Below are 13,580 nucleotides of genomic sequence, written 5' to 3'. Positions count from 1 at the left end.
TCATGATTAATGTGATAAATTTAACATCTTAATTTTTAATTTTATTGCTAAATTAAGGTTGGTCTTGTATTCACGAAACCCTTGGGAAATGACGGATTACACACAATTTTCACATTTTGCTATTTCTATGGCAGATTACTTTCTCTCTAAGTAACGTGGCACTGTCGCGTATAAAGAAACCAATCGAAATCCATAAATAATTGTGATTCCTGAGGCGTGAAAAATGCAAGATTTATCACATTCCCAACTGTCATTATCAAGTTACAATCATTGAAAAAGTCAAAAGGATGTTATTATTCTTGACACTCAGAAAGGGGTTATGTCGGTGGTACAATTACCAAAAGTTAATGATCTCGGATTTTTTGAGATCCGGCTGGAGTCCATTGGAGGACTCGGCGCTAACCTGGCAGGCAAGATGCTCGCGGAAGCAGGAGTCGTCGGAGCCGGATTGAACGGCGTCAGCTTCTCATCTTACGGATCGGAGAAAAAAGGCTCTCCTGTTAAGGCCCACATCCGGTTCTGTGATTTGAATACGCATATCCGTGATACTTCGCCGGTAGAACGTCCCCATGTGGTCGGTGTATTCCATGAAGCGCTTGCCAAGACCGTCAATGTGACCAGCGGAATCAATGAAGACAGTACTGTTCTTGTGAACTCGGCCAAGACGCCGGAAGAACTCAAAGAGCTGCTGAAGCTGAAGGCTGGAACTATTGCCGTGATCGATGCGACAAGCATTGCGCTGAAAGAGAAGAACCGTGTTAATATGGCGATGCTCGGCGCGCTGTTCCGGCTCTGCCCGTTCCTCGATACCGAAACAATGAAAGGTGTTATCGAGAAGTCGCTCGGCAAAAAATATCCGCAGGCCGTGCAATCGGCGATTACGACCTTCGACCGCGGCTATAATGAAGTGAAGTTTATGCACTTCGAACTTGCGCCTGGAGACAGCATGCCTGAATATGTACGTTCCGACATTTCGGCGCTTGGTTATGAAACCCAGCCGATGGGCGGTACGATTATCAATCCGGGCAGCAGCTTCCTGAAGAACCTGAGCATTTCCCGTTCCGGCATGATTCCGGCTTATGAGAACGAGTCCTGCATCAACTGTGCACAGTGTGATACCGTCTGTCCGGACCAGTGTTTTGTCTGGGAAGAACGGCTTGACCGTAAGGGACGTTCACAAATGTACCTGCTGGGTATCGATTATCAATATTGTAAAGGCTGCCTGAAATGCGTTGGCGCCTGCCCGACCTCGGCACTGTCCAGTATCCGTGAGAAGGAAGGCTATGCTGACAGCCACACTGTGCATCACACATTTGATCTGGTCACGCAATTATAATCTGGTAAGAAAGGCGGAATGAACAATGGCTATTGATTATGAAAAAGAAGTAGGCTCTGCCAAAGTAGAGCAGAAATTCCTATATGAATCAGGGAATGAGATGGCAGCCTACGCTGCGCATCAGATTAACTATCATGTCATGGGGTATTTCCCGATCTCGCCATCGACGGAGGTTGCCCAGTTCCTCGATACGATGAAAGCCAGCGGCCAGCATGATATTATGCTCGTGCCATCCGACGGTGAGCACAGCTCAGCAGGGATTTGTTACGGCGCCTCTACTGCAGGTGGACGCGTATTTAACGCAACCAGCGCACAAGGATATATGTTCATGCTTGAACAGCTGCCTGTACAAGCCGGTACGCGCATGCCTATGGTCATGAACCTGATCTGCCGTTCGATTTCGGGACCCTTGAACATTCACGGTGACCACTCCGATTTGTATTTTGCACTCAATACCGGCTGGCCGATTCTGATGTGTCGTGATCCGCAGTCGGTCTACGACATGAATCTGATGGCACTGAAGCTGGCAGAACATGCGAAAGTCCGTCTTCCGGTTATGGTAGCTTCCGATGGCTACTTTACATCCCACCAGAAGCGCCGTGTGCAGGCTTTTGCCCATCGTGAAGATGTTCACAAGTTCGTAGGCGAACAGCCGCCGGTAGGCTTTACAGATACGCTTGACCGTAACAATCCGGTAACTGTCGGCCCTTATATGAATGAACCGGATTATATTAATAACCGCTATCAGCAGTCCGTGGCGATGTACAACGCTGGTGAGGTGTTCGAAGAGATTGCACAAGAATTTGCCGAACTGACCGGACGCCATTATCCTATGGTTGAGCAGTACCGGATGGAGGATGCCGAAGTGGCGGTCTTCCTGATGAACTCTGCGTCAGAGATCATTAAGGATGTTGTCGATCAGCTTCGTCTGCAGGGGATCAAAGCCGGAGCGATTTCACCGAATATGATCCGCCCGTTCCCGCAGAAGCAGATTGCAGAAGCATTGAAGAATGTTAAAGCCATCACTGTCGGTGACCGTGCGGATTCCGTCGGCGGACACGGCGGTAATATGGTTAACGAAATCAAGGCGGCACTGTTCACTTACGGAAACACCACTACCAAAGTAATCAGCCGGATTTATGGTCTGGGCGGCAAGGATTTCTACGCCGAGGACGGCCATCATTTCTTCCAACTCGCGATGGATGCCGTTGCCGCTGACCGTGTTGATGTACCATTTGATTACTACGGCCATAATCCGGGTGAACCGGACAAAGCACCGCAGCGCCTGCTGAAGCCGATGAATTTCGACTTGCTGAAGACAGGGCTGATTACTGTCACTAAGAATGAAGAAACTGGCAAGCTGGCTGTGAAGGTTCCTCCGGTCCGCAGCCTGATGAAGAAACCGAGACGGCTGTCTCCGGGTCACGGCGCATGCCCGGGCTGCGGGATTTTCTCGGGTCTTGAATTATTCTTCAAGGGAATTGAAGGAGATATCGTTGCGCTCTACCATACAGGCTGCGCAATGGTAACCACTACCGGTTATCCTTATTCATCGCATAAATCGACGTTTATCCATAACCTCTTCCAGAATGGTGCAGCTACGCTGTCCGGTGTGGTCGAAATGTTCTGGGAACGCAAACGCCGCGGCGAGCTGGATGGACTGGGCCTGAAAGATGACTTTACCTTCGTTATGGTAACCGGTGACGGCGGTATGGATATCGGGATGGGGCCGGCTATCGGCGCAGCACTGCGCGGCCACAAAATGATTATCGTAGAGTACGATAATGAAGGTTATATGAACACAGGTGCACAGCAGTCGTATTCGACACCACTAGGTCATCGGACTTCTACTTCAAGCATCGGCAAGACCCAACAGGGTAAATTGACCCAGCATAAGGATACCGCGCAGATCATGGCGGCTACCAATATTCCTTATGTGTTCACCGGCTGCGAAGCGTATCCGCAGGATCTGCTGAAGAAGGCTGCAAAAGCTCAGTGGTATGCGCAGAATGAAGGCCTGGTCTACGGCAAAATTCTGATCGCCTGCCCGCTGAACTGGATGTCCGAGGACAAGGATGGCACGGATATTGTATCCTTGGCTGTTGAATCCTGTTTCTTCCCGCTGTATGAGGTGGAGCACGGCACAACGAACATTACGTATAATCCGGAAGACAAGGACAAACGTGTTGAAGTCTCCGCCTGGCTGAAGACGATGGGCAAAACCCGCCATCTGCTGAAGCCGGAGAACGAACCGGCACTTCGCAGCTTCGAGAGTGAAGTTCAGCGCCGCTGGAGCCGGCTCAAAGCGAAACATGAGCATCCGGATCTGTAAGCTGGAAACCAATTAGACTAGCAACTCTATAATATTGAACTCAGCCCGGCAGATATTTGCCGGGCTTTAAAATGTACTAGATAATAATGCAAATCGCCTATTTATTAAAATACTTTTATAAAGTATTATATAAAGCGGGGTGAACAGGATGAAGAATATTGGCGGCAATGCGCTGGTCATCAGAGAAGTGAATATTAATCTCGTACGCAAAGCATTAAAAGAACAGGGGCAGGCGACAAAGCGGCAAATTGCCGAGAGTACCGGCCTTAGTATTGTCACAGTGGGCACAGTCCTGCAATATTTGGTGGAGCAGCAGGAAGTAAGGGAGGGGGACTTGATTTCCTCCAGCGGGGGCAGGCCGGCTCAGGAATACATATATAACGACGAACATTCACTGTCCCTGATTCTATTTCCTTATGAAGAGGATAGCGGGATTCATATCCGCAGAACGGTCGTCACCTTGTCGGGCCGGCGCCTGGATGATGTAAGCATACCGGTAACCCGGATTGATCTCAGTAGCTTTGAAACGCTGATTGACGAGGCTATGCTGCAGTATCCCGCCATACAGGCGATTGGCTTCGGTCTGCCGGGAGCGGAGATCGACGGGAAAATGCTGGTCTCTGACTATATCGATCTGCGCGACATTTCTGTAACACAGCACTTCAGGAACCGTTACGGCAAACCGGTTGTTCTGGAGAACGATGTTAATGCGGCAGTCATCGGGTACTGCAACAGATTGCACGAAACCAGGGAATCTTCGGTAGTGTATATGTATTTTCCGGACCGTTTTGGACCCGGGGCAGGAATATACATTAATGGCAGGCTGCATAAAGGCAAGCGGGGCTTCGCCGGTGAGGTAGCTAATATTCCGCTGGGTATTCCGTGGGGCGATCCATCGCTGATTACCTCATTTGAGCGGATTACCGAAGCAATTGCCAAACTGACAGCTGCGGTCAACAGTGTGCTGAATCCTGATCTTGTGGTGCTATACGGAAGCTTTTTAACGGATCATCATCTGCGCTCGGTAGTTGATCAGTGCAGCTTATTTTTACCGGGGAGTACCGTTCCGGACATCCGGCTAACCGAAGATTTTACAGCAGACTATTTACAGGGCATGATCGTGCAGACACTGCGGACATTGGAACCGGGCCTGAAATTAACCAAATCTGAAACGTAGGTGGGAAAACAAGATGGCAACATTCTTTCTAATCATAATTTATTTGGCCTTTATCAGCTTAGGACTTCCGGATTCCATGCTTGGCGCAGCTTGGCCGATTATGCGACTGGATTACGGGGCACCTGTAGAGACTGCCGGGCTGCTATCGATGGTGGTGGTCGGGGGAACGATTATCTCCAGTTTAGCCAGCAGCGCTGTGCTGCAGCGTCTGGGCACAGGCAAGGTTACTTTTATCAGTGTCGCTGTAACAGCCTTTGCGTTATTGGGATTCTCATATTCCTCTTCTGTTATCTGGCTGGCTGTGCTGGCTTTGCCGCTGGGACTTGGAGCCGGCTCCATTGATACCGGTTTGAACAATTATGTGGCGACTTATTATAAAGCGCATCATATGAGCTGGCTGCACTGCTTCTGGGGAATCGGTGCCATGCTCGGTCCAATCCTTATGTCGGGCTATATCTCGAATGGAGACTCCTGGAGAAAAGGCTTTTTAACAGTCAGCCTGATTCAGTTTGCATTAGTGATCCTGCTGTTTGTCACCTTGCCTCTATGGAAAAGAACAGAGAACATCGGCCAGGAAGCGGCACTGTCTGTAGAGGCCGAACCCGCGAGTACGGACCGTAATGTTTTGAAGATCAAAGGGGTAAAGCTGGCAATGATCACCTTCTTGTTTTATAGCGGCGTCGAAGCAACGCTTGGATTATGGGGGAGCAGTTTTTTGGTCAATGCCAAGGGTCTGTCTGCAGCAACTGCCGCCGGATGGGTCTCACTCTATTACGGGGGGATCACTGCCGGGCGGCTGATTACCGGATTCATTACTTTTAAATACAGTAACCGTGTTTTGATTCGCGCTGGCCTGGTGATTTCACTGTTAGGTGGAGTGGTGCTGGCGTTGCCGCTTCCAGTGGTATTTTCGCTATTTGGCTTTATTCTGGTTGGCCTGGGGTCGGCACCGATTTTTCCTTGTATGCTGCATGAGACTCCAGCCCGGTTCGGCAAAGAGAATTCCCAGAAAATCATGGGTTATCAGATGGCGCTGGCTTATACCGGCGGGGCCTTCCTGCCGCCACTGCTGGGTTGGATTGCTGCCCGGAGTACCTTCATGATTCTGCCGGGCGCCATGATCGGCTTTATCGTAATTATGCTTATGAGCTCAGAGCAGATCAATACGCTAATGAAAAAGAAATTGCAGCATTTTAGATAATAAAAGGTTAAACTGGAGTCGATTTCTGATGAATCTGATACGAAGGGGTGCAGTAAGATGAAGAAGCCGGTGAATTGGCAGGATGGGGTATGGAGCAATCAACCGCAATCCATAATGGAGCAGTCCGGAAGCTTGGTGGTTGAAGCAGTAGAAGGCAGTGATTATTGGCAAAAAACAATGTATCAATTCCAGCATGACAACGGTCACGCACTGCTTGCTGCCTGGGACGATCAGAGTGCGGTTGAAGTCAGTTTTGCAAGCGGAAGTCTTACAGCGTTGTATGATCAGGCGGGGATTATGCTGTGGCACAGCCCGACGGAATGGATTAAGGCTGGAATTGAGCTGAATGACGGAGTCCCGCATGTCGGAGCTGTTGTGACTGATGAATACTCGGACTGGTCATTGTCCCCTGTTCCAGAATGGACAGGAGAGAACATCACCATCCGTGCTTCCCGCCTAGAAGATGCTGTTATCCTCAGAGCCAGAACGGATATACATCCTTGGCGTACGATCCGTGTTGCCCGTTTTCCTTATAAGACGGATGTACAGGCTGGGCCGCTTCTCTGTGCTCCGACAAGGGCTGGGCTCACAGTTGAATTTACTCGCTGGGTGACTACCCTGCCTGATACGGATGTTCATGAAGAACCGCCAAGGGATTAACTTTTTGTAAAAGTAAAGCTGTCTGCCGGAAGCTAAGCCAAGTCAGAGGTTTGCATACTTTAGTTATCGCTCAGCCATCCTGTAATAACAGGTTTTAACATTTTCAGGCTGAGAGGTCAATACTTATGAAAAATAAATTGGCACTAATGCTCACTGCCGTATTAACTTCTGGAATTATGTTTACCGGCAGCGGCCAGCATGTGCACATTACAGGAGTGCACATGCTCTCCTCCAGCAGCCACTCTACTTTACTCCAGACCTCTATGAAAAAGGAGAAGGGCAAGTACACCAGGAAAGCTAAAGAGCTGTTTGGCGGGCTGCTGGATCACCTGGAGAGACATTAGCCCTGTTTATAAATCTCGCGCATGACATGGCGCAGTTCAGGAAGGATCAGCCGGCTCATGGCCAGCTTGACCGCTCCGGTGGAGCCGGGCATCGAGAAAACAGCCGTGCTGCCGATAGTGCCGGCAATGGCCCGGCTTAGTATGGCGGCGGAGCCGATGTCTTCTGTGAAGCTGAGCAGGCGGAATATTTCCCCGAAGCCCGGAAGCGATTTGTCCAGCAGGGAGGCAACAGCCTCATAGGTGGTGTCGCGGGGAGATATTCCCGTACCGCCGGTCAGCAGCACCGCTTCGATTCCGGAATGGACGGAGCTTTTGTAGACCAGTTCGCGGATCTCTTCATAGTCATCTTTAACGATCTTGCGGCCCACAACCTGATAGCCGGCCTCTTCCAGCATGGAAGCGATTAACGCTCCTCCGGTATCAGTTTCCATCGTTCTTGTGTCCGAGACCGTAATAATATAACAGGATACCGTTTGTGGTGCTTCGCGGCGGTGTTCATCAACGGATGACATGGGACCACTCCTTATTAGTCATTTTACCCTCATAATAGGTGAAGAAGAGAGCAAAGACAAGCCGGGGGCATCAGGGGGCGGGGGCGGGTCCTCTGCAGCAGCTCCTTGCTTGTGTATACATATTTGTAGTAAACTCGCTACCATAACGGTATTTTTGGGGAGCGATGAAACATGGAACAGGCATTGCCGGTTTATATATTGTCAGGATTTTTGGGCAGCGGCAAAACCACTTTACTGCAGCGGCTTCTGGACCACTGGAAAGCCCAGGGTCTCCGCCCGGCAGTGGTGATGAATGAATTAGGGGAAGTTAATCTGGACGGGCTTCTGGTAGAGCAATCGGTTCCGATGGCAGAGATGCTCGGCGGCTGCATCTGCTGCACCAGCCGCGGCGACCTCAGCACAGAGCTGACAACCCTGGTGAAGAAAGAATCACCGGATGTTGTGGTCATTGAAGCCACTGGTGCTGCGAATCCGCTGGAAATCGTCGATGCGGTTACCGAGACCTCACTCTATCAGCTGGTGGAGCTGAAAGGTCTGATTACTGTCGTCGATGCTGCGCATCTGCTTGAGCTGTACCGCTCTCAGCAGGGTTCAACCTACCGGTTGATGCAGGAGCAGATCCGCTGCGCATCCGTGCTTATTTTGAATAAAATGGACCGGGTCACAGCTGAGGAAGCTGCAGAGATATCGGATGTGCTGCGTAAATGGAACGCTTACGCGGAGATTCTGCCGGCAGTGCGCTGCGGTCTGGAACCGGAAATCCTGCTGGGAAGCCTTGGCGGGGTACATCTGGAAGGCCGGGACGATGAGGAAGCAGAGGAAGGGACTATGGCGGGAGGAGAGTCTGTCCAAGGGACTGCGGACCACGCGGTTCATGCCCACCCTACCCATGATCATGTTATGGCCTATACCCATTATTTTAAGCGGGCCGTAAACAGTGAGGAATTCGAGCAGTTCGTTAGAGAGCTTCCGCGAGATGTATACAGAGCCAAAGGGATTGTTACGTTTAGCGACACCTCGAGCCGGTTTTTGTTCCAATATGCTTATAGAGAAGCCGATTTTATGAAAATCACCCCTCAGGGTGAGGTGCCTGATGTTGCGGTATTTATAGGGGAACACTTCTCATCCGGTGAGCTGCGCACTCAGCTTCTGCAACTGGAGAAGCGCACACTGAGCCGTCCGGGCACTGTCCGGAGAAGCCTGTAATACAGGCTTTCTCTGTCCAGGATAAGGACAATATCTCTAAGGCTCATGCAGACCCGGCAACTATCCTTAGTACGGTCAGCACAACCGGTCCTTCCTGATTCGCTTGGTTCGTTCTTTACCTTGCAGGTTAATACATAGGCATAACCTATAACGATTGCAGGAGGTATAAGGCTATGACCCGAATTCAATATCAGGAATGCATTGACGCATGTATCAAATCTATGAATGCCTGTAACTATAGCTATGTCTCAAGCCTGAAAGAATATGATCTTGCAACTCTACGCGAGAGCATCCGTCTTGACCGGGAATGTGCGGATATTTGTTCTTTTGCCATCCAGGCAATGACCCGTCAAAGTCCGTTCGTGGTTGAAATCCTGCGCCTGTGCGCGGAAATCTGCGAACGCTGTGCCGAAGAGAGCAGCAGACATAAGCAAACACACTGTCAGGAATGCATTGATGCCTGCCGCAGTGCTGCAATGGCTTGCCGCCTGATAAGCGGTGCTGTAGAGGTATACGCTTAATACAGTGAACTGACAAAGGCCATACAAAGCCAGAGCCGCCTTCGGTAAAGTGACTGAAGGGATTCTGGCTTTTTTGTATGGATTCGTCAGTCAAACTCTCAGCTCCAAGAGGAAAGCAGGGGTAGTCCGGCGAATAATTTAAGAAGTAAGTGCTGGGGCTTCTGATACGGCTTCTATCGTAATGAAATTTGCAGGGCAAGCTTATCTCTGAGGGGGAGTCAGCGGAATGACACTTCAACAGCAGCACTTGTTACACTTATCCGGGGCAACCAAGCTATATAATGGTCACCCGGTTCTAAATGATATATCCATGACCATAGATCCCGGAACAGCCACAGCTCTAATCGGGCGCAACGGCTCAGGCAAAAGCACGCTGCTAGCGATCCTAGCCGGGCTTCTCAAACTTTCTTCCGGGAGCCTGCTCCCGGCGAAACCAAAGCTAAGAATCAGTTATGCGCCTGAGGCGTTTCCCGGGCTCAAGATGTCAGCGGAAGAGTATTTATATAGCATGGGCCGGATTAGCGGGATGTCAGCGGAGCTGCTTCGGAATAAGATTGTTCAGCTGCTTGAGGCTTTTCAGCTTACGCCGTTTCGTAAACAGACTATGACAGGATACTCCAAGGGCATGCTGCAAAAGGTGAATCTGATTCAGAGCCTGCTTGGTGAACCGGAGCTGCTGCTGCTGGACGAGCCATTATCCGGACTTGATCTTCCGGCACAGCATACGCTTATTGAACTCTTGAAGGAATTGAAGCGCAGCGGTACCGCCCTTGTCTTCTCCGTCCATGAACCCTTATGTGTAGAAGCTCTGGATGCCGGAGTACATGTGCTTCAGGCGGGTAGGACACTGATGATAACAGATGCAGGGAAGCTTCGGGACAAGCCTTCATCATACATAGTAAGCACGGCTCTTTCGCAACAGGCACATACAGCAATGACAGAACGAACTGGCTATATTACCTCCAGGTACGTTCATCATCGCTACACTGGAGAAGAGTGTTTGGAATGGGAAGTAGAAATGGCCTGGACGGATCAATTTTTGCGCCATATCCTGGACTTGGGCGGTTCGGTCCAATCACTGGAACAACGCAGCGGCCAGAGCGGACTTGAACAGTGGATGGATCCTAAACAGAGCTGGGAGGCGACCGCATGATGAGACCGCTTATCACCTATATGCTGAAGAGTTATACGTCATCGCAGCGGTATTTTGCACCAGTAGCCTCCATTGTAATCTCCGTGCTCTTTCTCTATACCTATAAGCCTAATCCGGTAATGAGCAGCTATGCGGCTACCGCCATCATTCTGTTTATAGGATGTGCCTGGATGGGACTCAGCTTTCTTAACCATGAACAGGCGGTGCAGCGGCAGGTGATCCTTGTTCATTTACAGAGTACCGTGAAATATGGTCTGGGAGGGATACTGACGCTTGCTTTGTTTACACTGGTGCTGGCACTGCTGGTGGTTGTATATCCGGTTGTGACCGGGAGCTTTGTTGAACCTGCCGGGCTTTACCACATGACGCTTGCTTTTGCCGGACATATGCTGCTTGGCATGCTCGGTATATCCATTGCCCTCTATTTACAGACTTCCTGGGTGCCGAAGAGCAGCTATGCTATTGGAATCCTCCTGATTATTCTAATTGTGTCCGTCGGCGGCAAGAAGCTCGAAGAGCTCATTCCGGGTCCGGCGGTGTGTGTGCTCTTACCTCCGGCAGCACCAATGATGAATGCGCTGATGAATGCGGACGAGCTGTCCTTTATGAGTCTGCTTGGCTCCTTTGCCCATGTTCTGGTGTACATCTTACTGTTGTGCGGGTTTTATTTGTACCGCTCGGGCCGCATGGATTACGCCAAGAATTTATGAACAATAAAATATACAGATAAAGAAGGGGAGGAAAGATGAAGGATACACAACTACCGGAGAGTGAACAATCCAAAGAGCTATTTGCTTATTTCGGACTGGCAGTCTATTATTGTCAGGCTCTGGAACAGCAGCTGACCAACCTGCTGCTGCTCACGAAGCTGTCTCAGGGGAAAACGCCTACAGAAGCGGATCTCGCTGATTTGTATCAGCGCAAACTCAGCAATTCACTCGGCCAGCTCATCAAAGAAATCCAGCATCATTTTCCATTCTCAGAAGAAGAGACGAACCAGCTGCAGGCCGTTTGGAAGCAGCGCAATCACATCGTTCATGATTATTTCAAGGAGCGAATCCAGGAGACCTTTACGCCGGGGGGAAGGGCGCATATGATCCGCGAGCTGAAAAGATTTAAGAACAAGGCCAGCAGACTGGAAATTAAATTGCAGGGGTATTGCACAGAGATGTATACGAAGCTGGGGTTGGAAGAGGAGCGGTTTATTGAATGATAGGAATATTAGCGGATTCTACTTTACAGGCAGCAGAAGTATAGCTAGAATAGCCATCTAGGTATATGGATATACATAACGTCCATAGGGTGTCCCATAAGCCATCAGAAATGGCTGGGACACTCCTTCTTTTTTTGGAGTTGGATAGACGATTGTGCTTGGTGAGGACGCTCCGCGAACGAAACGTTGTTCCAATCGCTGATATGAACGAGACTGTCAAACGCAATAGTAACTCCTTCGTTTTTTTCTCATTCCCCTTTATGACAAAATGGGGTGAACAAGCTGAACTAGAAGGCAAAAGGTATCGACGGTGAGCAGTCTGATATTCGCGGATTTGGTATACCGCATGTTTTCCCTCCGTCTGCAGAAAGTACACCACGAACTGTTGACGTGCATCTTCACCTCTAAGGCTAGGCACATAGCGATTACGTGGATTCTCTCTTACGGCTTTTCTCTTTGCCTTCTAACTCAGCTTTTCAAACCTTTTATCTATTGGGGCTTGGGGATTTTTTTAACTCACAAACATTTTCCTCCGGCAGTTGTTTTTTGTCTTATCCCTGTCTTCTGGTTTCTTCGATTTCTCGAGCAACAGACCAAATAAACCCACTTAACTCCCTTGCTACAGCTACAATTGCTTTTCCACTAGGTTTCCCCTTGGATAGCATCGTCGTGTATTTTCGATGTAGTCGATGTTGTGCCTTCCAAGAAATCGACTGAATTTCAGGATCTTGGCCTTGCTGGCGCTTTTTTATCTCTCCCTGCAGTGCTGGTCTATAGCGATAGCTCCAAGCGGCTTCTACCAACAAGCGGCGAAGGTGAGTGTTCCCGGATTTTGTGATCTTTCCCTGCCATCGAGTCTGACCACTTGAATACTCTCGTGGAACTAAACCCGTGTAGCCCATAAATGCCTTCGCATTTCCAAATCGAGTGAATGAACATACCTCAGCTACGATACCTGTGGCTGTCGTTTCCGCAACTCCACGCAAGGTCTGAAGGGCTTGGATTAATGGAGCTTGGTAACCACTCGTAGCTTCTTTATGAATGGCTGCCTCAATCCGTTTGAGTCGTTCTTCATTTTCATCCATCTGAGATAACATTTCCTGCAGGACCAGACGCTGAGCGGCAAACTTTAGTTGAATACGCCCCAGCCATAGTCGATACTTCCTTGTCCAGCGCCGAATTGATTCCTCTGGTGAAAGATTGTGCCGAAGAAGAAACTTCCCGATTCGCTGCCGGATACGCGTTCGATCTTCCTTGATGTCTTCACGCATCCGAACCAAATCACGGAGAGCCTCTTCTTCCGGTGTAGGCACATGTACGCTTGTTAACTCACCTGCCCGAAGTAACTGAGCTAACCGCAAGGCATCTCGGCGATCTGTCTTCACCCGTTCTCCAGGGCGGCTTGGCATAAGGGATGGCGCAATGACAATGCAGTGGTATCCATGCGCGCTTAACAAGCGTACTAGCGGATATCCCGTTGGACCAGCTTCATAACAGATACTTAGTTCTTCAGGTTGGCCCAATTTTTTAAGTACCTTTAGAATCTGATATTCATTGTGAGGAACCATCCCCCAATATCGGGCACTTTCTCTGCCTTCGTCAGCAACGGCTACAGCAATTTTTTCTTTTGATACGTCTAATCCTACGTATTTCATGGCATCCTGCATAATACAGACTCTCCTTTGCAGTTTAGCTCTGCTTTTGGTTTTGGTTTAGCTCTACTACACCATTATTGCCAAAAGTAACCTAAGAAGTTGCAATTACGGGGAGTCTGTCTCGTTCATAATAACTGTTGTACCCAGATTTTTTTCATTCTCCTTAGCGGTGAAAATCCCGACACAAGGCGAACGCTATCGCTTTTCCACAATCGTTCCGTTCTCTCCGCTGTTTAAGCGGGAATGGGCTACAATATTAATAAAAACGCA

At 49.6% G+C, this 13,580-nt stretch carries 13 protein-coding genes; 11 read left to right on the top strand and 2 right to left on the bottom strand.

The annotated features are described in order from the left end of the window. Positions 1 to 325: 325 nt before the first annotated feature. From JRJ22_RS15790 to JRJ22_RS15765, 6 genes are all read left to right on the top strand, one after another. Positions 326 to 1,336, top strand: a complete 1,011-nt coding sequence (locus JRJ22_RS15790) for a 2-oxoacid:acceptor oxidoreductase family protein (protein WP_206100450.1) — start codon at positions 326 to 328, stop codon at positions 1,334 to 1,336. Positions 1,337 to 1,361: 25 nt separating this feature from the next. Further along, entirely contained in the window at positions 1,362 to 3,668 is a 2,307-nt protein-coding gene (locus tag JRJ22_RS15785; RefSeq protein ID WP_206100449.1) for a thiamine pyrophosphate-dependent enzyme, read from the top strand. Positions 3,669 to 3,816: 148 nt separating this feature from the next. After that, positions 3,817 to 4,845 (top strand): ROK family transcriptional regulator, encoded by a 1,029-nt coding sequence (locus JRJ22_RS15780; protein WP_206100448.1) that lies wholly within the window; start codon positions 3,817 to 3,819, stop codon positions 4,843 to 4,845. A 13-nt stretch (positions 4,846 to 4,858) separates the two neighbouring features. After that, a complete protein-coding gene (locus JRJ22_RS15775; RefSeq protein ID WP_206100447.1) occupies positions 4,859 to 6,046 on the top strand; it encodes an MFS transporter in 1,188 nt (395 codons plus the stop codon). Positions 6,047 to 6,103: 57 nt separating this feature from the next. Continuing rightward, positions 6,104 to 6,706, top strand: a complete 603-nt coding sequence (locus JRJ22_RS15770; RefSeq protein WP_206100446.1) for a DUF1349 domain-containing protein — start codon at positions 6,104 to 6,106, stop codon at positions 6,704 to 6,706. Positions 6,707 to 6,831: 125 nt separating this feature from the next. Continuing rightward, on the top strand, positions 6,832 to 7,050 hold the full coding sequence (locus JRJ22_RS15765; protein ID WP_206100445.1) for a hypothetical protein: 219 nt from the start codon (positions 6,832 to 6,834) through the stop codon (positions 7,048 to 7,050). Here JRJ22_RS15765 and JRJ22_RS15760 read toward each other — a convergent pair. Then, positions 7,047 to 7,562, bottom strand: coding sequence for a MogA/MoaB family molybdenum cofactor biosynthesis protein (locus JRJ22_RS15760; protein ID WP_206100444.1), 516 nt, complete (start codon positions 7,560 to 7,562; stop codon positions 7,047 to 7,049). The genes JRJ22_RS15765 and JRJ22_RS15760 overlap by 4 nt on opposite strands. Positions 7,563 to 7,733: 171 nt before the next feature. Here JRJ22_RS15760 and JRJ22_RS15755 point away from each other — a divergent pair, with 171 nt between their 5' ends. The 5 genes from JRJ22_RS15755 (at position 7,734) to JRJ22_RS15735 (ending at position 11,655) form a co-directional block, all read left to right on the top strand. Beyond that, entirely contained in the window at positions 7,734 to 8,768 is a 1,035-nt protein-coding gene (locus tag JRJ22_RS15755) for a CobW family GTP-binding protein (RefSeq protein WP_206100443.1), read from the top strand. 173 nt (positions 8,769 to 8,941) lie between these two features. Beyond that, positions 8,942 to 9,289, top strand: coding sequence for a four-helix bundle copper-binding protein (locus tag JRJ22_RS15750; protein WP_206100442.1), 348 nt, complete (start codon positions 8,942 to 8,944; stop codon positions 9,287 to 9,289). A 226-nt stretch (positions 9,290 to 9,515) separates the two neighbouring features. Further along, positions 9,516 to 10,442, top strand: coding sequence for an ATP-binding cassette domain-containing protein (locus tag JRJ22_RS15745; RefSeq protein WP_206100441.1), 927 nt, complete (start codon positions 9,516 to 9,518; stop codon positions 10,440 to 10,442). After that, positions 10,439 to 11,152 (top strand): hypothetical protein, encoded by a 714-nt coding sequence (locus JRJ22_RS15740; protein WP_206100440.1) that lies wholly within the window; start codon positions 10,439 to 10,441, stop codon positions 11,150 to 11,152. Before JRJ22_RS15745 ends, JRJ22_RS15740 begins: the two co-directional genes overlap by 4 nt. A gap of 35 nt (positions 11,153 to 11,187) precedes the next feature. Beyond that, entirely contained in the window at positions 11,188 to 11,655 is a 468-nt protein-coding gene (locus JRJ22_RS15735) for a hypothetical protein (RefSeq protein WP_206100439.1), read from the top strand. Positions 11,656 to 12,206: 551 nt separating this feature from the next. Here the strand turns inward: JRJ22_RS15735 and JRJ22_RS15730 are convergent. Then, on the bottom strand, positions 12,207 to 13,322 hold the full coding sequence (locus JRJ22_RS15730; protein WP_206100438.1) for an IS110 family RNA-guided transposase: 1,116 nt from the start codon (positions 13,320 to 13,322) through the stop codon (positions 12,207 to 12,209). Between the last annotated feature and the right edge of the window lie 258 nt (positions 13,323 to 13,580).

This window comes from Paenibacillus tianjinensis (assembly GCF_017086365.1).
Lineage (GTDB): Bacteria > Bacillota > Bacilli > Paenibacillales > Paenibacillaceae > Paenibacillus_AQ > Paenibacillus_AQ tianjinensis.
The sequence above is the reverse complement of the archived record's forward strand: the minus strand, read 5'-3'. Positions and strand labels throughout refer to the sequence as shown.

Bases quoted from the DNA above. Each gene is read 5' to 3' on its own strand.
- JRJ22_RS15785 (WP_206100449.1), top strand. From the start codon at position 1,362: ATGGCTATTGATTATGAAAAAGAAGTAGGCTCTGCCAAAGTAGAGCAG.
- JRJ22_RS15780 (WP_206100448.1), top strand. From the start codon at position 3,817: ATGAAGAATATTGGCGGCAATGCGCTGGTCATCAGAGAAGTGAATATT.
- JRJ22_RS15775 (WP_206100447.1), top strand. From the start codon at position 4,859: ATGGCAACATTCTTTCTAATCATAATTTATTTGGCCTTTATCAGCTTA.
- JRJ22_RS15770 (WP_206100446.1), top strand. From the start codon at position 6,104: ATGAAGAAGCCGGTGAATTGGCAGGATGGGGTATGGAGCAATCAACCG.
- JRJ22_RS15765 (WP_206100445.1), top strand. From the start codon at position 6,832: ATGAAAAATAAATTGGCACTAATGCTCACTGCCGTATTAACTTCTGGA.
- JRJ22_RS15760 (WP_206100444.1), bottom strand. From the start codon at position 7,562: ATGTCATCCGTTGATGAACACCGCCGCGAAGCACCACAAACGGTATCC.
- JRJ22_RS15755 (WP_206100443.1), top strand. From the start codon at position 7,734: ATGGAACAGGCATTGCCGGTTTATATATTGTCAGGATTTTTGGGCAGC.
- JRJ22_RS15750 (WP_206100442.1), top strand. From the start codon at position 8,942: ATGACCCGAATTCAATATCAGGAATGCATTGACGCATGTATCAAATCT.
- JRJ22_RS15745 (WP_206100441.1), top strand. From the start codon at position 9,516: ATGACACTTCAACAGCAGCACTTGTTACACTTATCCGGGGCAACCAAG.
- JRJ22_RS15740 (WP_206100440.1), top strand. From the start codon at position 10,439: ATGATGAGACCGCTTATCACCTATATGCTGAAGAGTTATACGTCATCG.
- JRJ22_RS15735 (WP_206100439.1), top strand. From the start codon at position 11,188: ATGAAGGATACACAACTACCGGAGAGTGAACAATCCAAAGAGCTATTT.
- JRJ22_RS15730 (WP_206100438.1), bottom strand. From the start codon at position 13,322: ATGCAGGATGCCATGAAATACGTAGGATTAGACGTATCAAAAGAAAAA.